We start from the raw sequence: 22,503 nt of genomic DNA, 5'->3' as shown, positions 1-22,503 counted from the left end.
GACGGAACGCGCCGCCTGGCGCCGATCAGCGCGCCGTGCGCGAACGGGCGGCTTCGGGCGTCATTCCGGTCCATTCACTGAATGCGCGGAAGAACGAATTCGGATCCTGGTAGCCGAGCAGGAAAGCGATCTGACTGTAGGGCAGATCCGAGCGATCGAGGTAATGCCACGCGAGCTTCTCGCGAACTTCCGCGAGCAGCGTTTTGAAGTTCGCGCCTTCGTCGCCGAGCCGCCGCTGCAGCGTCCGCTTGCTGATCGCGAGCGTTCGGGCGACGCCGTCCGTGGTGGCGAGCCCGCCCGGAATCAATTCGAGCAGCGCCGCGCGCACGCGCTCGACGATGCCGGCTTCGGCCGACAACGCGTCGAGGCGGCGGCGCAGGTCGGGCTCGAAAATCTGCCACATCGCATGGTTCGCGGTCACGAACGGACGCCGCGCATCCTGCAGCGCCACGCTGACGGAAGGCGCATCGCCGTACTGAGGCGTCACGCCGAAAAAGCGCGCATAGCCGGGGTGCGGGCGAACGTCGCGCGGCAGCGTGACGGCGCGCGCCGGCAACTCGGTGCGGGTCGCGAGCCGTGCCAGTTTCACGAAGAAGCCGAGTTCGGCCGCGACCAGCATGCCGGGCGGCGGCACCTCGCGTTCCAGGAAGTCGACGGCGAGGGTGAGCGCGTCGGCCTCGTGCGACACACGCAACCGGATCGGGCCGATCAGCGGCTTGAACTGGCCGATCCGCCGGATCGCGATCTCCAGGTTGGGGCTGCACAACGCGGCGAACAGCGGCGGATCGAAGGCTTCGACCGAGAGCAGATCGAGGATGCGCAGTGCGACGGCCGGCATGTTCGCCATGTCCTCCATCGCACGCCACATGCGGAAGTACTCGCGGGTCGTCAGCCCGTTCTCCGGCCGCGTGAACAGATCGGCGGGCAATTGCGCGTGCCGCAGCAGTTCGTCGGCGCGCAGGCCGAGGTCGACCATCACGACCTGCCAGCCCGGCGAAATCGCGAAGCGGTTCATCGCCGCAATTGCCCGGTTTCGACGAGTTGCTGAAAGAAATCGTTCATCGACTCGGCGAGCGGGCGATAGCGGATCCCCAGTTCGTTGCGGCTGCGGCTGTTGTCGGCGCGCCAGGGCAGCCCGATGTTGCGGGCGACCACGCGGCGCGTCACGCTTTTGTTCGCGAGCGGGCCGACCAGCCACACCAGCCATTTGGGCAGGATGCGCCGCGGAATCGGGTAGTCGGCGCCATACCGTTCCAGCAGCGTGGCGGCCATCGCCGGCAGGCTCGTGTCGTGCGCCGACACGATGTAGCGGCCGTTGGCGTTCGGCAGGAACGCCGCACGCAGATGCGCGTCGGCCACGTCGCGGACATCCACCGCGCCCAGGCCGAGATCCGGCACGCCGGCCTTCATCGTGCCGTTGCCCATCTGCCGCACGATCTCGAAGCTTTCCGATGTCGCATACGGGTTGATGCCGGGCCCGATCACGAGCGACGGATTGATGGTCACGAGATCCCAGCGTTGCTGCTGGCGGGCGATCTTCCACGCTTCGCGCTCGGCAACCGTCTTCGAATACGAATAGGGCTGATGGGTCAGCGACGAACTGGTGTTCCAGATCGCTTCGGTGAACACACCACCGGGTGTTGCGGCGAGATCGGCGTTGTCGCCGTAGATCGCGGCGCAACTGCTGGTCAGCACGACGCGCCGCACCGACGGCGTGCGGTTGGCCGTCTCGAGCACGTTGCGCGTGCCGAGCAGCGCCGGATCGACCAGCTCCTTCTGCGGATCGGTGACCGTGACGGTGAACGGCGACGCGGTATGGAACACGGTTCCGCAACCGGCCATCGCGTCGGCATATGACCCGGGTTCGAGCAGGTCCGCGCGGAAATAGCGGATCGTGCCGGGCTTGCCGGCCGCGATGCGCTGCAGATGCTCGAGCTTGTCGGGGCTGTCGGGGTCGCGCACGGCCGCATGGACCGTCAGGCCGGCCTCGAGCAGCCGCTGCACGAGCCAGCCCGCGACGTAGCCGGTTGCGCCCGTCACCATGACGGGCAGGTCGGTATCGATATTCATGGACGGGATTCCGTTGCAGAGATGATGCGCCATGATGCCGCCTTTTGCGCGCCACTTCACTCGCAAAGCGCGCCAATCGACATGCAGGGCGCGACAGCGTCGCGACGTACGCAGGCTCATGTGAGCGCCATTCACGCGATCGGATCGACGGCGTCATGCGCATCGGACCGTCACTGCTCGACGCGCTCGCGAGCGACGGCAGGAAATTCCGCGGCGCGCTGTTTCGCGCCAATGCTCGGCTTTCCTATCGAATGGATGACGACTGGAACGATGCCGCGCGCTGGAACATCACGAAGCCCGGTGGTGCATCCGGGCGTCCGGACGGGCGGGAAGCGCTGGAGCCGCCGGACTGACGTGTGACGTGCGCGGCATCGCGTGCGACGAAGCGGCACGTCGCTCCCGGCGGTCGATTCGTCAGATGTGAAAGCGCGCGATTCGTCGTGCGGTAGCGTCCCCCTCCTGTCTTCATCCCCGTCATTTCCGGAAGCCGCGACCTGACCGATATCAACCGGCATCCCCACTTTTGGGGATGCCGGCGCCGCGCGGTACGCCTACGATGATCAACAAGGCACCGGGGACCGGATATCACCAGAACAATCGAGCAGGCCTGTCGTTCCGTGTCGATCGCCGTGAACGTCCGCACGGTCGATCGTCACAGCCGTCGCGTACGCTGACGTGCAACGTAGGCGGTGCGTCGTTGGCGCCGCGAACGACGGCGCGTTGATGACGGAAGGCCTGATGTCGTATTTCGGGGAATTTCAATCAATATGCTCGCACGAGACTATGTGGAACGAGAGCTCTCGCATATCCAGCGCATGGTGGCGCTGCTGGACAGCGAGACGGACGTCGACGACGTGTCGATGTCGGGCGCGGGACGCGTCAGGCATCCGAGTTACTGGCGCGGGCGCATCGAGGAACTGCTGTCGACGCCCGACGTGCCGCGTCACGTCAGAAAGCTGAGCGAAGCGGTGCTCGTGAAGATCGACGAGATGGAAGCGCGATTCGCGACGATGAAGTAAGTGCATCGTCGGGAGCAGGCGCCGAACCGCGTGCCATCGCAACACGATCGGCCTCGAACGCCGCCACTTGCGACAACCTTTCGTTCCGCGCCACCCGCGCCACCCGCGCCACCCGCGCCACTCGCGCAGGCCGCCATCCGCCGTCTGCGTCAACGCCGATTCCACGGCCGCCGTGTCAAAAACGACCATTACGTCAGACGAGAAACGGTAACAAACGTGGTATTTCGATCAAACCCGCATCGGCAATTTGAACAATGAGGCCGATTGAGTAAGATGCCCGAACGACGTTCGACGAAAACGCACGGCGCGGGGTGGCCAGATGCAGATGAACGGGTTGATTCCATCGGCATGGATCGATGACATCTACGCCGCGGCACTGGGCGATCAACGATGGGAAGCGGTGCTGGACGGGCTGCGCTTGTCGGTCGGCGCACGCATGGCCACATTGCTGTCGTTCGACGATGCGGCGAGGCTGCCGGCGATCGAACAGGCGGCCGGCGACGATCCGTCGTGGGTCGCCGCGTGCCACCACAGCTACAACACCGAGTTCTACCTGTACGACCCGGTCGTGCCGGTTGCCGCCGACTGGCCGGCGGGGCGCTGGTTCGAGGACGTCAAGCACCTGTCGGTGCGCGAGCGCACACATGGCGTGTTCTACCGGGAATTCCTGCAGCCGTTCGGGCTCGGCAGCATCTCGGGCCTGTACATTCATCGCGGCGAAGGCGCCGGCGCGTTCCTCAGCGTACAGGGCGGCCCGGAAGCGCAAGGGCTGTCCGACGCGCAGCGCCGCACCATCGAAATCATGGGCGCCCACATCAGCCGCGCGCTGCGCATCCACGCACGCATCGGCGAGCTCGAAGCGCGCGTGGCCGCCGCGGAGTCGGCGCTCGATGCGGTGCCGGTGCCGGTATTCCTGCTCGGCGCGCAGCGCGAGCTGCGCTATATGAATCGCGCCGCCCAGCAGCTGATCGCCGCTGAACCGGTGCTGCGGATCGTGAACGGCCGGTTCGCGCCGGAAGGCTGCGTCGACGATGCGCAATGGCGGCACGCGTTCGCGCGCGGCGGGCTGTTGCTGCGGCGTACCACCGGCGAACCGCTGCCGCTCGCGCTGATTCCCGTTCCGGAACAGTCGCGCCTCGCGCGCGAACGGCCCGGCGTCGCGGCGCTGATGACGGCCGCCGACCTGCGTTCGCCGGCGGCGCGCGCGCAGCGCTTGCGGGTGTTCTACGGGCTGTCGTCGGCCGAAGCCGATCTCGCCGTGCTGCTGTGCTGCGACGGGCATTCGCCGCAGGAATGCGCGGCGCTGCGCGGCGTGTCGATCGGCACGGTCCGCGCGCAGATCAAGTCGATCTACACGAAGACGGACGTCGCGCGCGCCGCGCAACTGACGTCGCTCGTCATGCAGACCTGAACGATCGATGCACGCGCGCGCGGCGGCGTTTTGACCTATCCGCCGCCGATTCCCTGCAGTATCTTGCCGGTCCCGCCGCAGACGGTGCATGGCTGGCCCTCCACCCGGCCGGTGCCGCGGCAGACGCGGCACGTGTCCTCGCCGATGCCCGGCGCGTCGGCCGGGCCTTCGTCGCCGGCGTTCGGCGAGGCAGCCGGGTCGGGGGTCGCTGATGGCTTCGTGGTCGACATCACAGGCTCCTTTCGCGTTGCGTGATGTCACGGCGAGCATCGCGCGTGCCCGCGAGGCGGCACGCGCGACGGCGACGGCAGGACCGTGCGTTACAGCGCCGGCGCCCACGTCGACCCGAACGGGTTCGACTGGTCGATGCCCGGGAAGTCGACGAACGCCTTGCTGCAGTCGAGCACGCTGGCCGGATCGATCGCGTGGACCGCACTGCCGTTGACGACCACCCGGTTCGCGGTCGACGGGAACACCGGCAGGTTCACGTTGCGCAGCGTGAGGTTCGCGTCGGACGCGATCGTCGCGATGCCGTCGGGCGTATCGGCCACCACGTCGGTCAGCGACATCACGAGCGGGAACGCCGGCTCGCCGTAGCCGCCGGTATTCGCTTCGAAGCCCTGCAGCTTCACGCCGGCCGCGCCCTCGATCACGACGTTCGCGAGCGAGATGTCGTGGAAGTTCGGATACAGCGGGCCGCTCGCGGGCACGGCCTTGGTACTGTAGTACGGCGTGAACAGCAGCGCGTTCTTCGCATCGCGGATGCAGATGTTCGCGTAGTGGATGTTGCTCACTTCGCCGCCGCGCGCATAGTCGGACTTGATGCGCAGTCCTTCTTCCGAATCGCGGAACGCATTGTCGTACACCTGAACGTTGGTCACGCCGCCGTTGGTCTCGCTGCCGATCGAGATGCCGTGCCCCCAGTAGATGTGGTTGTGCGCGATCACGACGCCCCATTTGCGATCGGCGCGCACGTCGCGATTGCCGTCGATGCCGAACAGCCCCGAGCCGGCGGGCGCCGGATTGTTGCTGCCCTTGAGCGCGATGTCGTCGTCGCCGGTGCTCACGTAGTTGTACGCGAACACGAAGTTCTTCAGGTAGCCGTCGAACGAGATCGCGGCGGCGGACGTCGTCGTGCTGCCGGTCGACAGCGCCACCGACGTCGGCTTCGACGCGGAGCCCGGGTCGAACGCGTCGGTGTTCTTCACGTTGTCCGCGTTGAACGTCTGCCCGTTGTACAGCGGGTTGCCGTTGCCGGCCGGGTTCGCGAACGCGGCGAGCGTCGGCGTCTGCACCTTCACGTTCCAGATCGTCAGCCCGTCGACGCCGCTCGGCACCACGTGGAAATTCGGGCTGTTGTTCAGCGTGATGCGGTACAGCGTGAGGTTCTTCGCGTAGTTGAACACCATCAGCCGGAAATTCGACTGCGAGCCGAAGCCGGTCGTGCCGTTCTGCACCATGTTGCCGAGATACGCGAGATCCCACCACGTCATGTTGCGCACCGTCGATTTCGAATCGACGACCGTGCCGCCGTCGTCGCATGCGGTGCCGTCGGGCGCCACGGTGCCGCTCTTGTACGCCGCGTAGGTGTTCGAGCAGGTCAGGTCGACCTTCATCAGCGGGTATTTCGCATCGGACGTCACGAGCTCCGCGTAGCCGCGCCCGTCGATCCGGCCGTCGCCGACCACGGCCGCGTTGACGAGGTTGGTGCCGGTGATCAGCGCGGCGCAGTTCGACGAGCTGCCGGCTTTCGTCGCGCTGACGGCCGTGTTGCCGCAGTACGGGCCGGCGGCGTTCGGCGAATACGCCTTCACGTCGCGCGACGCATACAGCGTGACGCCCTTGTCGATCCACAGCGTGACGCCGGACGGCAGCGTCAGCGGCCCGCTGATGAAGCCGTTGCCGGGCCCCGCGCGATTGACGACGAGTCGCACCGCGAACTTGCTCGCGCGGTACTTCGGCTTCGCGAGTTCCTCGCCGGACGCGCCGGCGAGGTTCGCGTTCGGCGCGGCGGCCGTCTTCTGCGCGGCGGTGGCCGCGGCGTCCGCCGCCGCGATCGTCGCGCCCACTTCGGCGTCGACCGCCGCGCCGCAGGCGTCGAGCGCGGCCTGGATGCGCGCCTGGTCGGGGTTGGCCGTCGCGGTCGACACGGCCTTGCCTACGCCGGCCGTCGACGGATCGGCCTCCGGCGGCAGCGAGCCGTCGGGGCGGCTCACGAGCGTATTGGCGGCTTCGAGCGTGCTGCACACCTGCGTGTCGGCGGGCAACGCCGGTTCGGGCGGCAGGTTCGGGTCGACGGTCGTCGTGCCGACCTGGAACACGCTGGTCGCGGGCGGTGCGGTCGACGCCGCGCCGCCGCCGGTACTCGCGTCGTCGCCGCCGCACGCGGTGAGCGCGGCGGCGGTGGCGAGCAGCGCGGCGAGCAGGCCGAGCGCACGCGGGCGTCGGCTGGGCGGGGAATTCGGCCGGGAATGTGGCCGGGCAACGGAAAGTGTCATGACGGAGATCTCCTGAAGAGGCATCGGCGGCGCGATGCCGGGTTGGTATCGGGTCGTTCGGGCGGCGCGGGTCGCCGCGACGCGAGCGCGGGCGGTGACGGGCAGCGGGCAACGCTGAAGCGGGGGAGAGCGGCCGCCGGCGCGGTTCGTCGGGCGCGCGCCACGAGCGCGAATCGCGTCGTGCGGGATGCGGGCCGGCGCGCGCTCGTGGCGCCGCGGCGGCGTGACAACATCGTGGTCAGTCATCCTATAACGACGACAAGCGAAGCGAAACAAGGCCGCCGGATGTCGGGAAACCGCCACGTCGGTATCCCGTTTGCATGCCGACCCGGTTCCGGAAAACGTTTCGCGAAAAAGCGCGGAAACAGAGAATGCGATTCCTCGATTCCCGTCAAAAGCCCTTGATAGCAGCGGTTATAGGGGTATGCACCAAGTGAGTTAAACGGTTAACCGACGTACATTCGCTCGACATGTCATACGACGTATGACTCTGCGGTTCAAGGAAGCGTACCGGCGACGCAGGCGCCTGCCGACGGATCGCCGCACAACAACGATCGACCATCAAGGAGACTCACCATGAAGCACCGATTCACCGGCTCCCGTACCGCCCTGGCCGTCGCACTGATGGCCGGTTTCGTGATGTCCGCGCAGGCGCGCGTGTTCCGCTCGGCGGACGTGCACGGCGACACCTTCCCGACCAACATGGCCGTGAAGTTCATGGGCGAGGAACTGTCGAAGCAGACGGGCGGCAAGGATTCGATCAAGGTGTTCGGCAACAGCGCGCTCGGCTCCGAGAAGGACACGGTCGACCAGGTGCGGATCGGCGCGATCGACATGGCGCGCGTGAACGGCGCGTCGTTCAACGAGATCGTGCCGGAATCGCTGATTCCGTCGTTCCCGTTCCTGTTCCGCGACGTCGCGCACTTCCGCAAGGCGATGTACGGGCCGGCCGGCCAGAAGATCCTCGATGCGTTCACCGCGAAGGGGATGATCGCGCTGACGTTCTACGAGAGCGGCGCGCGCTCGATCTACGCGAAGCGCCCGGTGCGCTCGCCGGCCGACATGAAGGGGCTGAAGGTGCGCGTGCAACCGTCCGACCTGATGGTCGACGAGATCAAGGCGATGGGCGGCACGCCGACGCCGATGCCGTTCGCCGAGGTGTACACGGGCCTGAAGACGGGCCTCGTCGATGCGGCGGAAAACAACCTGCCGTCGTACGAGGAAACCAAGCATTACGAAGTCGCGCCCGATTACTCGGAGACGCAGCACGCGATGACGCCGGAAGTGCTGGTGTTCTCGAAGAAGATCTGGGACACGCTGTCGCCGCAGGAGCAGGCGGCGATCCGCAAGGCGGCGGCCGATTCGGTGCCGTACTACCAGAAGCTGTGGACCGCGCGCGAGGCGTCCGCGCAGCAGCTGGTGACGAAGGGCGGCGCGAAGATCCTGCCGGCCGCGCAGATCGACCGCGCGGCGTTCGTGAAGGCGATGCAGCCGCTGTGGACCAAGTATGAAAAGACGCCGCAGATGAAGCAGATCGTCGACGAGATCGAGGCCACCAAGTGACGCGTCGCACTTCCCTGAACAGCGCGGCGGCCGCAGGCGCGTCGGCCGCCGCCCCCGACGGCGCGGCGCCGGCGCGGCCGCACGCCGCGCCGCTGCTGCGCTGCGTGAACGACGTGCTGTTCCGCGTGCTGGCGGGAATCGCTTCAGCATGCCTCGCGGTACTCACGGTGCTGGTGTTCTATGCGGTCGTGATGCGCTACGTGTTCGAGAACGCGCCGGATTTCGTCGAGCCGATCGCGCTGTTGCTCGTGATCGTGATCGCGATGTTCGGCGCGGCGATGAAGGTGCGCGACGGCGGCCATATCGGCCTCGATTCGCTGGTGCGCCGGCTGTCGCCGAAGGCGCGCACGGTCGTCATCGCGATCCAGCACCTGAGCCTGATCGCGTTCGCGATCATGATCATGATCGGCTGCGGCAGCATGGCCGCCGAGACGATGGGCGACCGCATCCCGATCATCGGGCTGCCCGAAGGCGTGCGCTACCTGATCACGATGCCCGCGGCGGTTGCGATCATCTTCTTCTCGCTCGAGCACCTGCTCGCGCTTCGTCGTACTTCGTCGGGACAATAACGCCATGGAACTCGCGATCCTGTCCGTCAGTTTTCTGATCTTCCTCGTGCTCGGCGTGCCCGTGTCGTTCGCGCTCGGCATTGCGTGCGTGCTCACCTACCTGGTCGAAGGCCTGCCGATCGCGACCGCGATGCAGGCGATGATCTCGGGGATGAACGCGTTCTCGTTCCTCGCGGTGCCGTTCTTCATCTTTTCCGGCGAACTGATGCTGCACGGCGGCATCGCGGACCGGATCCTGCGCTTCGCGCAGGCGACCGTCGGCCATTTCCGCGGCGGCCTCGGGATGGCGAACGTCGTCGCGTGCACGCTGTTCGGCGGCGTGTCGGGCTCGCCGACCGCCGATACGTCGGCGATGGGCGGCGTGGTGATTCCGCTGATGAAGCGCGAAGGCTACAGCGCCGCGTACGCGGTCAACGTGACGACGCATGCGTCGCTCGCCGGCGCGCTGATGCCGACGTCGACCAACATGATCATCTACGCGTTCGCCGCGCAGGGCATCACCGGGATGCTGCACGGCCAGCCGGTGAGCGGCGTGTCGATCGGCGACCTGCTGTTCTCGGGGCTCCTGCCGGTGTTGTGGGTGATGGGCTTCGTGCTCGCCGCCGCGTACTGGCAGGCCGTGCGTCACGGCTATCCGCACCGCGAGGACGGCTCGTCCGCGCTGCCGCGGTTTCCCGGCTGGTATGCGGTGCTGCGCAGCTTCGTCGGCGCGGTGCCCGGGCTGATGGTGATCGCGATCATCCTCGTGTGCGTCGCGAAGGGCATCGCCACCGCGACCGAGGCGGCCGCGATCGCCGTCGTGTACTCGCTGGTGTTGACCGCGGTGGTCTACCGGACACTGACGGCCGAGAAGCTGCGCCGCGCGCTGTCGCATGCGGCGCGCACGACGGGCGTCGTGCTGCTGCTGATCGCGGTGTCCAACATGCTGCGCTTCCAGATGTCGTACCTGGAGATCCCGGATGCGATCGAAGGGCTGCTGAAGCAGTCGACCGCCGCGCCGTGGCTGATGCTGCTGTACATCAACATCATCCAGGTGTTCCTCGGCACGTTCGTCGACATGGCCGCGCACATCCTGATCACGACGCCGCTGTTCCTGCCGATCGCGATGGCGTGCGGCGTCGGCCCGGTGCAGTTCGGGATCATGCTGCTGCTGAACTGCTCGCTCGGCCTCGTGCATCCGCCGATCGGGTCGGTGCAGTTCGTCGGCTGCGCGATCGGCAACGTATCGATCGGCGAGACCACGAAAATGGCGTGGCCGTACTACCTCGCAATCTTCAGCGCGATCAACATCGTCACGTACATGCCGTTCTTCTCGACGTGGCTGCCGAGCCTGATCAGCGGGCACGCGGTGTTCTGATTGCGTTGCGCGTTTCGCCCGTCGCGGCGCCGGACGACCGAGGTGGTCCGGCGCCGCGGTTGCATGCGCGGCGCGCTTGCCGCGCCGTCGCGAGCCGGCTGCTCAATCCTGCCGTCCATCCGGTTCGAGGTCGCGAGCGATCGACCGTTCGTCGCGCCAGTCCGCCAGTTCGCGCCACAGCGCCGGGCGCGCATGGTCGCGCGGCGGCAACGGGATCACGCAGGCGACGCCCCGCACGTTGACCACCACGCCCGAGTCGGGCAGCGTGGCCGGGATGCCCGAGGACGAAGGATCGGCGTCGGGTTCGGAAGGCGTGCCCGGGCCGGGCGGGTGTCGAAACATCATGCGAAATCTCCGTGGCGCCGTGAAGCGGCGCATCAGTAACGGACCCGCCCGACCAGCCCGAGCGGATCGATCGCATGCTGGACGGCGCCGGCGAGTTGCCGGTGCGCGGCCGGCACGTGCTTGCGGTAGTACGCGATATTGACCGGCCCGACGCCATGTTCCGCGCTGAAGCAGCCGCCCGCGCGCACGACGCGGTCGTACAGCGCGCCGCGCAACGCCACCTGCTGCAGCGGCCCGTAGCGTTCTGCTTCGGTATGCGGAATCGATACGACGAGATGGCAGCCGCCGTCGCCGAAATGCCCGAACGCATGGCAGCGCAGCGCCGGATGCGCGGCGGCGAGCCATTGCTCGGCGTCGGCGACGAATCCGGCCAGCGCGCCGCGCGGGAACGACACGTCGAACGACAGCGGCACGCCGTCCTGCGCGACCGCGACCGGCAATGCGTCGCGAATCCGCCAGAACCGTTCCGCCGGCGCACACGCCGCGTCGAGCACCCGCCGTTCGCTTGCGAGCGCGTCGAGCGTCGCGACCGTGCGTTCCTCGAGCAGCGCATCGAGCCCCGGCATGCCGGTCGCGATCTCGACGAGCGCGTAGCACGCGGCAGCGCTCGCGTCGAACGGCGCGCGCAACGCGGGAAACGCGGCGGCGACGCAACCGACCGCCGCCGCCGACATGAATTCGAACGCCGACAGCATCTCGCCGAACGCGCGTTCGAATGCGAGCAGGCCGGCGAGCGCCGCGTCGTACGACGCGAACGCGACGAACGCCGCGCACGACGACCGCTCGAGCGGCGCGAGCGCGAACGACACGGCCGTCACGAGCCCGTTTGCGCCATTCGCGCCGATGAAACACTGCGCGACGTCGAAGCCCGCGTTGCGCTTGCGCAGCGGCGCGAGCGCGTCGATCACGGTGCCGGCTTCATCCGCAAGAACCACTTCGACGCCGAGCACGTGACGGCGCACGTCGCCGTACTTGATCAGGCGGCTGCCGCCCGCGTTCGCGCCGACGAGGCCGCCGGCCGCCGGATCGCTGCCGAGATCGATCGGCACGCAGAGCCCGGCTTCGCCCGCCACGCGATTGATGTCGGACAGCCGCACGCCGGCGTCGACGGTGATGCTGCGATTCGAAGGATCGAACCCGCGAACGGCGCGCATCCGCTCGAACGACACCACGCATTGCGTGCCGCTGCGATCGGGCACGGCGGCGCCGACGAGCCCGGTGCGCGCGCCCTGGGCGACGAGCGCGATCCGGTGCGCGACGGCGACGCGGACGAGCGCGCGCACGTCGGCGGTCGACGCCGGCCGCGCGACGCCGAGCGGCACGCCGCCGTATCGCGCGACGTCGATCGCATACGGCTCGCAGGCCGAGCCGTCGAGCCAGCCGTCGCCGAGTGCCGCGGCGAGCGCGTGCCGCTGCGCGGCGTGGGCTGCGTGTGCGGGCAGCGCGTTCATCGTCAGCTTGCCCGCGCGAGCTGCTTGCGCAGCCGGCCGCGCACGACGACCAGCGCGATCAGCGGCACGACGCCGCCCCACAGCGGGCTGTGGCGCATCGTGATCGACACCGCGAGCGCGACGACGGTGACGGCGAGCAGCACGAGCGACAGCGAACGCGCGCGCGCATGGTCGACGAACGTGCCGTCGACGAAGCCGCCGTCCGACCACGCGGTATGCACGATGCCGACCACCAGCACGCAGACGAGCATCGCGGCCGGCCCGAGCTCCTCGCCCCACAGACGGCTACCTGTCGGCGAGACGAGCGCGAGCACCGCGCCGATCACGAGGAACAGGTCGACGCCGAGCGCGATGCTGTTGCGTTCCGCGCGGCGCATCAGCCACGCGCCGTGCACGAGCGCGAGCACGCCGCCGATCAGGAACGCGTGGGTCCAGCGCAGGTCCGGCTGCTCGGGGCCGAGCCGGCCGTAGAACAGGAACACGATCGCCGGCAGGAAATTGCTCGCGTGCAGCAGGTAGCCGGTTATGGGATGGTTCGATTTCATCGATGATTCTCCTTCGTCGAAACAGCGGGGCGACGCGTCAAGCGTCGTGCCAGCGGAACAGCCGCACGGCGGCGAACAGGAACAGCGCGGTGCACGCGGTCATGCCGAGCAGTTGCGGCGCGAGCTGCGCGTACGGCGCGCCGTCGACCAGCGCGCCGCGCAGCGCGACTGCGAACTGGTTGGTCGGCAGGAACGCGAGCCCGGCCTTCAGCCACGCGGGCGCGTCGTGCATCGGGATCGTCAGGTCGCTGAAGAACAGCAGCGGGTAGTAGGTGACGTTGCATGCGAGTTCGGCCGCGGCGAGCGAGCGGGCGCGGCTCGCCAGCAGCACGCCGATGCTCAGCACCATCGCCGCGCCGAGCAGCACGATCGGCAACGCGCGCAGCCCGTCCGGCGTCGCGATCGGCAGCGCGATGCCGAACGCGACGCGCGCGACCGTCAGCAGCACGAGCGCCGACAGCGCCATCATCGCCATCCGCGCGACGATCAGCGCGGCGAGGAACACGCCGCGCGACACCGGAAAGCACACGTACAGCTTGAACGTATTGCGCTCGCGCAGCGCGGCGATCGCGGTGGTCGTCGAATTGAGGCCGATCGCCATGAACGCCATCACGAGGATGCCGGTCGCGAAGAACGCGCCGTAGTCGAACGGCCGGCGCGTCGGCGCGGCATTCTCGAAGCGCGCCTGTGCGGCCGGCAGCCCGAGCCGCTGCGCGGCGCAGCGCGCAAGCGCGATCTCGACGACCCGCGATGCGGCCTTCACCGCGAGCGGGCCGTTGAAGTCGTAGCGGATCGTCGCCGGCGTGCGCTCGTCGGCGCCGAGCACGACGGTCACGCGATCGGCCGGCGCGCCGCGGCCGCCGAAGGTCGCCTTCACCGTGTCGCTGTGCGACAGGCTGGCGACGATCTGCGCTTCGCATGCGCGGCTGTACGGCGTTGCGCCGCCGGGCACGTCGAACGCGATGTCGGCCGTGCCGAGCGAGCCCGAGCCGCCGAACGCGAACAGCATCACGCTCAGCAGAAACACCGGGAACACGAGCGTCCAGAATAGCGACGAGCGGCTGCGCAGATAGCCGAGCAACTCGTTGCGCACGAGGATCAGGAACACCTTAGTCATGGGTCGGGCCCTCGGTGCACAGGCGCAGCAGGTCGCCCGGCGTGCTGGGCGCGAGCGCCAGATGCTGGATGCCGCGTTCGCCGACGATCCGGTGCACGTTCGGATGCAGCGTGGCGTCGCCGAACGCCTCGACCACGTGCGCGGCCGACACGCGCACGCCGGTCACGCCGGGCAGCGCCGCGAGCCGCTTGCGCAGCGCGCGCGCATCGGCTTCGTCGCGGCAATGCAGCACCGCGCGCGCGTCGCCGACGAGCTCGGCGCGCAGCGTATCCCGGTCGCCCTGGTAGCGCACGCCGCCGTCGCGTACCCAGACGAGATCGTCGACCACGCTCAGTTCTTCCTCGGAATGGCAGATCATCGCGACGCTCGTGCCGCTTGCGCGGTGGCGCAGCAGATCGATCACGACGCCCGCATAGCGGCGGTCGAGGCCCGTGAACGGCTCGTCGAGCACGGCCAGCTCGGGCCGGTGCGCGAGCGCGACGTACAGGTCGACGCGCTGGCGCTGCCCCTTCGACAGCGCGCGGCACGGCTTGTCGAGCAGTTCGGCGATGCCGAGCGCGTCGGCGATCGCCGCATCGGTGTGCGCGTACATCGCGCGGTGCAGCGCGACGATCTCGGATACACGCAGATGATCGGGATACTCGACCTTCTGCAATTGCGCGCCGAGCCGCTGTAACGACCGCGAATCGCGCATGAAGCGTTCGGCCGGCACGTCGAGCACGCGCACGTCGCTGCCGCCGCGCCGGAAGCCGAGCAGCGTTTCGAGCAGCGTGGTCTTGCCGGAACCGTTCGGCCCGACGATCGCGGTGATCGCGCCGAGCCGGAAGCGCACGTGGCGCGCGGACAAGCGGAAATCGCCGGCCGCGACGTCGATCGCGCGCGCGCCGAGCGCCGCGCCCGGCGCATGCGCGTCGGGCCGCGGCGGCGTGCCCGCGCGCTGCGGTCGATCGAACGCGGGGGACGGGCCGAACATCGCGCGCACCGACGCAAGAAACGAAACGCTCATCGTCGGCATCCTCAGTCGAACAGCATGACCTGCGTGTCGCGCGCGCCCCGGTACGGGTTGCGGCCGTGCGCGACCAGCATGTTGTCGACGACGAGCACGTCGCCGGTCTGCCACGGGAACGCGAATTCCTCGTCGTCGAGCGCGTCGTAGATCGCCACCAGATCGTCGAACGGCATCGGCGCGCCGTCGCCGTAGCGGATCTCGTACGGGAACGCGGCGCGCGCGCCGTACATGCGCTGCAGGTAGCGATAGCTGAGCTCGCCCATCGAGCGCGGGTTCGGGTGCTGCGCGCTCGCCTGGTTGAACCACACCGTCTCGCCGGTGCGCGGATGCGTGCGCAGCGCGCTGCCGACGTGCGACACGGTCACGCTGCCGTCGTCGAGCCAGCGGCAGCCGACGCCGCGTTCCGCGCACAGCCGCTCGACTTCGTCGCGCTCGGTCGTCCCGAATGCGTCGTCCCACGGCCGGTGGTACGCGGCGAACGGCAGGTTCGGGTTCGCGGCGAGACTGTCCACGCGGTCGCCCGGCGCCGCGAAATTGCGCAGGTACATCACGCCGCGTTCGGCGAATCGTTCGCGCAGCGCGGCCGGCACGCGCGCGGTCACGCGCCGCATGTCGCAGATCGGCGTCTCGCCGCCGGCTTCCGCCGGCAGCCGGCAGTAGAACGCGACGAGGCGCGGAAACGCGGGCATGTAGGCCATTTCCTGATGCAGCCCGATCCTGAACGGCGGCGGCATGCGGGTCGACTCGTAGACCTGGCCGTCGATCTGCCGGCGCGGCGCGGCGCCGGCCGTGTAGCCGTTCGCGTGCGGCGGATACAGCGCGCCGAGGCGGCCGAACGCGGCGGTGTCGGGCACCGCGAAGCCGCGCCACAGCAGCGCGCCGCATGCGTCGAGCAGCGTGTCGATCGTGTCGAGCCGCGAGCGGTACCACGCGACGAACATCTCCGGCGACGTCGCGAGTTCGGCGCTGCGCGGCGTCACGCACAGCGGCAGCGTCGCGCCGGGCGCGACCGCCGCGCAGTGCACGTCGTCGGCTCCGAGGCGCGCGGCGGCATGCGCGGCGAGGAAGGCGAGATCGGTCATCGCTCAGGCCAGCGCCGGTTTCTTCAGCAGGATTTCGAAGCCGAGCGCGCCGAGCCCCATGCTCGGGCTGTAGATCGACGCAACTTCGGCCAGACCGGCCTCGGCGACGAGCGCATGTGCTTCGTCGAGCGTGATCTTTTCCTCGACGTGGGTCGGCGGATAGTCGGCGGCCGCGCGCATCGCGGTGAAGCGGTCGAGCAGGTGCTGCGGCGCGTCGCGGCGCATGTCGTGCACGAGCGCGATGCCGCCCGGCGCCAGCACGCGGTACATCTCGGTCAGGCTGAGCGCCTTGTCGGGCAGGTGATGCAGCGTCGCGCGGCCGACCGCCATCGTCAGCGTGCCGTCGTCGAACGGCAGCGCGAGCGCGTCGCCGACGCGCATCTCGATCGTGTCGTCGAGCCCGAGTTCGTGGATGCGCGGGCGGCCTTCGTCGAGCATCGCCGGATCGAGGTCGATGCCGACGTAGCGCCAGCCGCGCATCGCCGGATCGGTCGCGAGCCGCACCGGCACGACGCCGGTGGCCGTGCCGATGTCGGCGATCGTGCCGGCCGTCATCCCGCGCGCCAGCTGGCGGATGCGGCTGATGAACAGCAGGTCCCACGGTTCGAGCGTTTCGGTGGCGAAGCGATCGTAGTCGTTCGCCGGGCGCAGGTTCTTGAGCAGCATGACGTTCCTTGTGCAAAAAGGGTGAGGGTTCACAGCCAGCCGACCGGCACGGCGGCCAGGAGCCGCCGCGCGGTCGCGCTGTTGACGCCGAACGCCGGGCGGCGGCGCCGTTCCACCGCATGCGCGGCCATCGCCGCGATGCGCGCGCCGAGTCCGACGCCGACGCCCCACGACGGCGCGGCGACGCCGAGTTCGAGCAGCGTCGCGGCGGTCAGGAAATCGATGTTCGGCCGCAGCGCGCGGCGCGCATCGGCCTGTGCGCAGCACGCGTCGAACAGCGTCACGTAGCCGCCGTCGAAGCCGCATGCGGCGAACCGGCCGCGCATGTGCGGCGGACGCGGATCGGCGACGAACAGCGGATGGCCGAAGCCGTACAGCGTGCGTTTCGCGTCGAGCGCCGTATCGATCGCCGCGCGGCCGGCCGCGTCGAGCGCGGTGGCCGGCGCGCCGGCGCCGCCCGGTATGGATCGCGCGAGTGCCGTGAGCCACTGCATCGCTTCGAGCGCCGCCCCGACGTGCGACGGCCCGCTCGCGAGGAAGCCGGACGCGATCGCCTGCGTCAGCGTGACGCCGGTGCCGATCGCGACGCGCGGCGCGAGCACGGTCGGCGTGATGTAGCCGAAGCCGGCGTGCCACGCGACGAGCAGCATGTCCATCGCCGCTTGTGCCGGCGAGTCGTGGCGTGTCGCGCCGGTCAGCACGAGCATGCGTTGCGTGTGCGTCCGCGCTGCATCGAGCGCGGTGCCGCCGCGGGCGTGCGGGCCGGCGGCGAACGGCCGCCCCTCGATCGCCGCGTGCAGCAGGAACGGCGCGGCGGCCGCGCACAGCAGCATCGTGTCGAGATCGGCATCGTCCGGCGCCGGGCCGCGCACGCGGTCGGTCACGTCGTCGAGGCCGCGCAGCAGGCCGGACGCGGCCGCGAACACCGGCGCGACGCCGGCCGCGCCGAGCTCGGCTGCGATCGACTGCGCGACCGAGCCCGGCGCGAGCGCGTCGGCGAACGCCGCGAGCCGCGCACCGATCGTCGCCTCGTGCGTGCGGTGGTCCGCGCGGCCGGGCGCGACGTCGAACCACAGATGCGCGAGCGCGCCTTCGAACGTCGTCGCGCCGATCAGCGCGTTCAGGTCGAGATCGCGCACGCGGAGCGCTTCGGGGTCGAGCGTCGCGCCGTCGATGTCGGTGCCGCGATGGCGCGTCGTCGGCCGGCCGAGCAGGTTGCGCGGCGCATCGCCGGTCTTCGCGGCGGGGACGCTGGAGTCGAGTGTCGTATCCATGTCATTCCACCGCGGCGAGTTCGTCGCTGCTGACGCTGATCGCCGCGTGCGCCATCGCGGCGATCACGGCCGCGTGCTGGTCGACGACGGGCAGCACGTTCGCGAAGTAGTAGCGCGCGCTTTTCAGCTTGCCGCGATAGAACGCGAGTTCGGCTGGCGTGTCGGCCGTCTCCGGCGCATCGAGCCGGCGCGCGGCGATCGTCGCCGATTCGAGCAGCACCCACGCCGACGTGACCACGCCGAACATCTCCAGGAAGCGCGTGTAGAACTGGCTGCTGCGATGCGTGTGGCCGTCCTGCACGTCGCGCGCGATGTCGTCGAGCGCGGCGGCGATGCGGTCGGCGCCCGCGCGCAGCGCATCGAACAGCGGCCGCAATTCCGCATGCGTGGCGGTGTGATGCTGCTGCGCGAGGAACGCGTCGAGTTCGTCGCGGTAGTACTGGATCAGCCGCGAATGACGGCCGAAGCCGAGCTTGTCGCGCACGAGATCCTGCGCCTGGATGTAGTTCGTGCCTTCCCAGATCGACAGGATTTTCACGTCGCGCGCGTTCTGCTCGACGGGGCTCGCATCGGTATAGCCGAGCCCGCCGTGCACCTGGATCGCCGTTTCGCAGATGCGCCACGCCTGGTCGGAGATGAACGCCTTGCAGATCGGCGTCAGCAGCAGTTGCAGCTTGCGATGGCGTTCGATCTCCGCCGGGTCGGCGTCGGGCGTCGCCTCGAGCATCGCCGCGCGCGTCGCGGTCGCCGCGAGCTTGCCGAGCAGGCCGCGGCAGCCGTCGACGCGGCTTTTCATGTCGACCAGCATGCGCTGCACGTCCGCGTGCTCGACGATCGCGACGCGCGCGGCATTGGTGTTCGACGCGCGCTCGATCGGCCGGCCCTGCAGCCGGCGGCCCGCATACTCGACCGCGTGCAGGTACGCGCTCGACGCGACGCCGACGCCGAACATCCCGGTGCTCATCCGCGCCTGGTTCATCAGCGGCATCAGCTGCAGCAGGCCGACGTTGCGCCGGCCGCCGAGCAGCCAGCCTTTCGTCGTGCCGTTCGCGCCGAATACCAGATGCGTGTTCGCGCAGCCCTTCAGCCCCATCTTGCGCGGCAGGCCGATGCAGTCGACGTGGTTCGGCTGCAGCTCGCCGGTTTCGTCGTCGGGCCAGAAGCGTGGCACGACGAGGCACGACAGCGAGAACGAATCCGGCGACGCGGTATCGATGCGCCCGAGCACGAAATACAGCGTGTTCTCCGTCAGCTCGTGCATGCCGGCCGAGATGTAGACCTTCTCGCCGTCGATCGCGTAGACGTCGCGTTCGATCGGCGTCGCGCGCAGCGCCACGGCGGTGAGGTCGGTGCCGGCCTGCGGTTCGGTCGCGCAGAAGCACGCGTCCCAGCGGTACGCTTCGAGCGGCGCAATCAGCGCCTTCTGGTGCGGCGTGCCGTGCATCTGCAGCAGCTTGATCGCGGGGCGCGTGAAGCCGCCGTAGGTCATGAACGACGGATTCGCGCCCATGAACATCTCGTAGATCATCTGCGTGACGATCGGCGGCAGCCCGTGCGCGGTGCCGAACAGCGTGTTCGACCATTCGTCGCGAAAGCGCGCCCACAGCGCGTGGAAATGCGACGGAATCCGGACCTGGCCGTCGTCGAGCAGCGTGCAGCCCTCGACGTCGGCCTGCTGATAGCTGCGGCCGAGGTCGAGCGCGAAGTCGCGCGCGCGTTCGAGCAGCGCGTCGATCGATGCACGATCGTGCGTGCCGTACAGGCCGTGCTCCGCCAGGAACCGCTTGTCGGCCTCGAACAGTTCCCACAGAAAGAAGCGCAGCTCGCGCAGGCTCACCTTGTATGCGCTCATCATGCGTCTCCTTCGATGTCGAGCGCGGCGTCGAGGCCGCCGGCCAGGTCGACCACGGCGGCGGCGGCCCCGCCATGCAGCGCCGCGTCCCAGACGAGCACCGTGCGGCGTTCGCCTTCGTCGAGCGCGCCCGCGAGCCGGATCAGCGCGGCGGCCGATTCGGCCGACGACAGATGGCCCGAGCCGTCGTGCTGGATACGTGCGCCGACCGGAATCGACGCGGCGTCGGCCACGCGCGCCGCGAAGCCGGGATCGAAGCCGGGCGGCACGCACCAGTCGATCTGGTTCGCGCGCAGGTTCGCCTGCTCGAGCGCGCGGCGGATCGCGCGGGCCGCGACTGGCGCGAGCGTGTCGCGCAGCGCGGCCGGCGCATCGGCCCACGGATCCGTGACCGACGGCCCGAATTCGAGCGCGACGGCGCGCACGCCGCCCCACGCGGCCGGCTCCGGCGCGGGGCCCGCGCGCGATACGAGCAATGCGGCGGCCGCGTCGCCGTAGCCGACCAGGTCGCCGAACTGGCGGAAGAACGGGTAGAGCCACTTGTCGCTGAGGATCACGAGCGCCTGGTCGCCCTCGTCGAGCAGCAACCCGTCGAGCAGCATCAGCGCCGAATACCAGCCGAGCGTGCCGTTCTGGCCGAGCGCGAACGGCGTCACGCGCTGCAGCCCGAGTTCGTACTGCATGCGGCCGACGACCGAGTCGCCGATCCCTTCGTTGAGCGCGCAACTCGCGACGATCACGTGCGTGGTGCGCGCCAGCGCGCCGGAGCCGAGCTGGTCGCGCAGGTCCAGCGCCGCGTCGGCGGCGAGGTCGGCGAGGCTGCGCCCGGGCGGCGCGACGCGCAGCGCGGGCCGGCCGCCGGGCGCGAGGCGCGTGCCTTCGTCGGGCGTCAGCGCGCCCATGCCGCGCGGCCGCGCAAAGCGCGCCTGCGGCAACAGCAGGTGCCGGTAGCCGGGGTGGCGCTCCTGCGCCTGGATCGCGCTGAACACGACGGCGGGCGGCAGCACCACGACGCCGCCGGACAACGCGAGCGTACCGGGCGCGGCGACGCGCGGCGCGCCGATACAGGTTTCATCGAGCGTCGACAGGGTCATGCGGCGGTCTCCTCGAGGTTCGGGCGCGCGAACGCGTCGCGATACTGCGCTTTCAGCGCCGGTCGGTCGATCTTGCCGTTCGGGTTGCGCGGCAACGCCGGCAGCGGCTCGACGACGAGCGGGTTCATGTAGGTGGGCAACGCATCGCGGCACGCGCGGGCGATGTCGGCGCGGCACGCGTCGGCGTCGAGCGTCGATACGACGCATGCGGCGATCGCTTCTCCGAGTGCGGGATGCGGGACGCTGAACACCGCGGCCTCGCGGATGTGCGGCAGCGCGAACAGCACGTCCTCGACCTCGGTCGGACTCACGCGATAGCCGGACGTCTTGATCATGTCGTCGCCGCGTGCGACGAAGTACAGGTAGCCGTCCGCGTCGCGCCGCACGATGTCGCCCGACCACACGGCGACGTCCGGGCGCGGAATCTCGCCGTGCCGGCGCGGCAGCGGGCGGAAACGCTGCGCGGTCAGCTCGGGCCGGTTCCAGTAGCCGAGCGTGACGAACGCGCCACGATGCACGAGTTCGCCGGGTTCGTCGGCCGCGCATTCGCTGCCATCCGCGCGCAGCACGAGGATCTCCGCGTTCGGCACGGCCTTGCCGATCGACGTCGGGCGCAGCGCGGCATCCGCGGGCGGCAGGTAGGTCGAGCGGAATGCCTCGGTCAGCCCGTACATCAGGTACGGCGAAGCCTGCGTGAACAGCGCCTGCAGGCGGTGCAGCAGCGGCGTCGCGAGATGGCCGCCGGTGTTCGCGAAGCGGCGGAGCCGCGTGCGCGCGGTGTCGCTCCAGCCGGCCGACGCGAGCTGCATCCACAGCGGCGGCACGCCGGTGATCGACGTGACGCCGAACGCGTCGCAATGGCGTGGCACTTCGGCCGGCTGCAGGAAGTCGAGCGGCGTGTAGCACGCGCCGGACGCCAGCGCGGTCGTGAGCTGGCTCAGGCCCGCATCGAAGCTGAGCGGCAGCACGCCGAGCACGACGTCGTCGGCGGCGAGCCGCTGGTACGCGGCGACACTGAATGCGCCCGACACCAGGTTGCGGTGCGATACGACGACGCCCTTCGGCTTGCCGGTGGAGCCGGACGTGTAGAGCAGCGCGGCCGGATCGTCGTCGACCGGCCGGCCGGCGGGGGCCGCTGCCGACGCCGGCGTGTCGGTGCCCGGCGAGTCGATCGCATCGGCCAGCTCCTCGATCAGCAGCGTGCGCGTGCCGACGAGCGCGGCGAGCGCCGGCAGGCGCTTGAGCCGCTGCGCGCCGGTCACGAACAGCGCGGCGCCGCTGTCGGCGACGATGTGTTCGATCTGCGCTTCCTTCAACTGCGGATTGACCGGCACGAAGATCGCGCCGAGTGCGTTGGCCGCGAGCATCGCGACCACGGTTTCGACGCGCTTCGGCGCGTAGATCGCGACGCGTTCGCCGGGCTGCACGCCGCGCGCCGCGAGCACGGCGGCGGCGCGTCGGACCGCGCGGGCGAGCTGGTCGTAAGTCAGGGTGCCGCCGCCGTCGGCATACGCCGGATGATGCGGCCAGCGCTCGGCGCCGTGTTCGAGCAGGTCGGCGATGCTGATCAATGCGTTCATG

The 22,503-nt window shown here is 69.7% G+C and carries 21 protein-coding genes; 6 read left to right on the top strand and 15 right to left on the bottom strand.

The features are described from left to right. Nucleotides 1-25 precede the first annotated feature (25 nt). On the bottom strand, nt 26-1,015 hold the full coding sequence (locus DFS13_RS18650; RefSeq protein WP_058903851.1) for an AraC family transcriptional regulator: 990 nt from the start codon (nt 1,013-1,015) through the stop codon (nt 26-28). After that, nucleotides 1,012-2,070, bottom strand: coding sequence for an NAD-dependent epimerase/dehydratase family protein (locus tag DFS13_RS18645; RefSeq protein WP_181461620.1), 1,059 nt, complete (start codon nt 2,068-2,070; stop codon nt 1,012-1,014). The genes DFS13_RS18650 and DFS13_RS18645 overlap by 4 nt, the downstream gene beginning before the upstream one ends. Nucleotides 2,071-2,114: 44 nt before the next feature. Between DFS13_RS18645 and DFS13_RS18640 the strand changes: the two genes are divergently transcribed. The 3 genes from DFS13_RS18640 (at nt 2,115) to DFS13_RS18630 (ending at nt 4,500) form a co-directional block, all read left to right on the top strand. Beyond that, complete coding sequence (locus DFS13_RS18640) at nt 2,115-2,423, top strand: hypothetical protein (protein ID WP_111441975.1); 309 nt, start codon at nt 2,115-2,117, stop codon at nt 2,421-2,423. A 414-nt stretch (nt 2,424-2,837) separates the two neighbouring features. Continuing rightward, the gene (locus DFS13_RS18635; protein ID WP_111441974.1) at nt 2,838-3,089 is read left to right on the top strand and encodes a hypothetical protein; all 252 of its coding nucleotides are present in this window, start codon (nt 2,838-2,840) and stop codon (nt 3,087-3,089) included. 325 nt (nt 3,090-3,414) lie between these two features. Then, nucleotides 3,415-4,500, top strand: a complete 1,086-nt coding sequence (locus DFS13_RS18630; RefSeq protein WP_226244988.1) for a helix-turn-helix transcriptional regulator — start codon at nt 3,415-3,417, stop codon at nt 4,498-4,500. A 35-nt stretch (nt 4,501-4,535) separates the two neighbouring features. Here the strand turns inward: DFS13_RS18630 and DFS13_RS18625 are convergent, their stop codons facing one another. Together DFS13_RS18625 and DFS13_RS18620 are read right to left on the bottom strand one after the other, a co-directional pair. Next, nucleotides 4,536-4,730, bottom strand: coding sequence for a hypothetical protein (locus DFS13_RS18625; RefSeq protein ID WP_006483370.1), 195 nt, complete (start codon nt 4,728-4,730; stop codon nt 4,536-4,538). Nucleotides 4,731-4,820: 90 nt separating this feature from the next. Beyond that, complete coding sequence (locus tag DFS13_RS18620) at nt 4,821-6,998, bottom strand: glycoside hydrolase family 28 protein (protein ID WP_111441973.1); 2,178 nt, start codon at nt 6,996-6,998, stop codon at nt 4,821-4,823. A gap of 576 nt (nt 6,999-7,574) precedes the next feature. On the opposite strand from DFS13_RS18620, the gene DFS13_RS18615 reads away from it, so the two are divergent. The 3 genes from DFS13_RS18615 to DFS13_RS18605 are packed head-to-tail and all read left to right on the top strand — an operon-like array spanning nt 7,575 to nt 10,487. Further along, nucleotides 7,575-8,561: a TRAP transporter substrate-binding protein gene (locus DFS13_RS18615; protein ID WP_111441972.1), complete on the top strand. Its 987-nt coding sequence runs from the start codon at nt 7,575-7,577 to the stop codon at nt 8,559-8,561. Beyond that, nucleotides 8,558-9,130, top strand: coding sequence for a TRAP transporter small permease (locus tag DFS13_RS18610; RefSeq protein ID WP_012493692.1), 573 nt, complete (start codon nt 8,558-8,560; stop codon nt 9,128-9,130). The genes DFS13_RS18615 and DFS13_RS18610 overlap by 4 nt, the downstream gene beginning before the upstream one ends. Nucleotides 9,131-9,134: 4 nt before the next feature. Next, the gene (locus tag DFS13_RS18605) at nt 9,135-10,487 is read left to right on the top strand and encodes a TRAP transporter large permease (RefSeq protein WP_111441971.1); all 1,353 of its coding nucleotides are present in this window, start codon (nt 9,135-9,137) and stop codon (nt 10,485-10,487) included. A 102-nt stretch (nt 10,488-10,589) separates the two neighbouring features. Here DFS13_RS18605 and DFS13_RS18600 read toward each other — a convergent pair whose 3' ends face one another. From DFS13_RS18600 to DFS13_RS18550, 11 genes are read right to left on the bottom strand one after another with little or no spacing between them, the layout of a single operon-like run. Continuing rightward, nucleotides 10,590-10,832, bottom strand: a complete 243-nt coding sequence (locus DFS13_RS18600; RefSeq protein ID WP_006482540.1) for a hypothetical protein — start codon at nt 10,830-10,832, stop codon at nt 10,590-10,592. A gap of 32 nt (nt 10,833-10,864) precedes the next feature. After that, nucleotides 10,865-12,283 (bottom strand): FAD-binding oxidoreductase, encoded by a 1,419-nt coding sequence (locus DFS13_RS18595; protein ID WP_111441970.1) that lies wholly within the window; start codon nt 12,281-12,283, stop codon nt 10,865-10,867. Between the two features lie 2 nt (nt 12,284-12,285). Beyond that, on the bottom strand, nt 12,286-12,828 hold the full coding sequence (locus DFS13_RS18590) for a hypothetical protein (RefSeq protein WP_006491295.1): 543 nt from the start codon (nt 12,826-12,828) through the stop codon (nt 12,286-12,288). Between the two features lie 37 nt (nt 12,829-12,865). Next, nucleotides 12,866-13,945 (bottom strand): ABC transporter permease, encoded by a 1,080-nt coding sequence (locus tag DFS13_RS18585; protein WP_006497999.1) that lies wholly within the window; start codon nt 13,943-13,945, stop codon nt 12,866-12,868. Then, nucleotides 13,938-14,951 carry an ATP-binding cassette domain-containing protein gene (locus DFS13_RS18580; protein WP_034204100.1) on the bottom strand — a complete coding sequence of 338 codons (1,014 nt, stop codon included), beginning with the start codon at nt 14,949-14,951 and terminating at the stop codon, nt 13,938-13,940. The genes DFS13_RS18585 and DFS13_RS18580 overlap by 8 nt, the downstream gene beginning before the upstream one ends. A gap of 11 nt (nt 14,952-14,962) precedes the next feature. After that, a complete protein-coding gene (locus DFS13_RS18575) occupies nt 14,963-16,036 on the bottom strand; it encodes a TauD/TfdA family dioxygenase (RefSeq protein ID WP_111441969.1) in 1,074 nt (357 codons plus the stop codon). Between the two features lie 3 nt (nt 16,037-16,039). Further along, the gene (locus DFS13_RS18570) at nt 16,040-16,702 is read right to left on the bottom strand and encodes a class I SAM-dependent methyltransferase (protein ID WP_006490905.1); all 663 of its coding nucleotides are present in this window, start codon (nt 16,700-16,702) and stop codon (nt 16,040-16,042) included. A gap of 29 nt (nt 16,703-16,731) precedes the next feature. Next, the gene (locus tag DFS13_RS18565) at nt 16,732-17,976 is read right to left on the bottom strand and encodes a citrate/2-methylcitrate synthase (RefSeq protein ID WP_111441968.1); all 1,245 of its coding nucleotides are present in this window, start codon (nt 17,974-17,976) and stop codon (nt 16,732-16,734) included. A gap of 1 nt (nt 17,977) precedes the next feature. Further along, complete coding sequence (locus tag DFS13_RS18560; RefSeq protein WP_166677919.1) at nt 17,978-19,828, bottom strand: acyl-CoA dehydrogenase; 1,851 nt, start codon at nt 19,826-19,828, stop codon at nt 17,978-17,980. Next, a complete protein-coding gene (locus tag DFS13_RS18555; protein WP_048988590.1) occupies nt 19,828-20,922 on the bottom strand; it encodes a hypothetical protein in 1,095 nt (364 codons plus the stop codon). Before DFS13_RS18555 ends, DFS13_RS18560 begins: the two co-directional genes overlap by 1 nt. Further along, the gene (locus DFS13_RS18550) at nt 20,919-22,502 is read right to left on the bottom strand and encodes an acyl-CoA ligase (AMP-forming), exosortase A system-associated (RefSeq protein ID WP_034203960.1); all 1,584 of its coding nucleotides are present in this window, start codon (nt 22,500-22,502) and stop codon (nt 20,919-20,921) included. Before DFS13_RS18550 ends, DFS13_RS18555 begins: the two co-directional genes overlap by 4 nt. Nucleotide 22,503 lies beyond the last annotated feature (1 nt).

Origin of the sequence: Burkholderia sp. 28_3, assembly GCF_003253915.1 — a bacterium.
Classification (GTDB): Bacteria; Pseudomonadota; Gammaproteobacteria; order Burkholderiales; family Burkholderiaceae; genus Burkholderia; species Burkholderia cenocepacia.
This window is presented reverse-complemented; position numbering and strand designations above follow the sequence as displayed.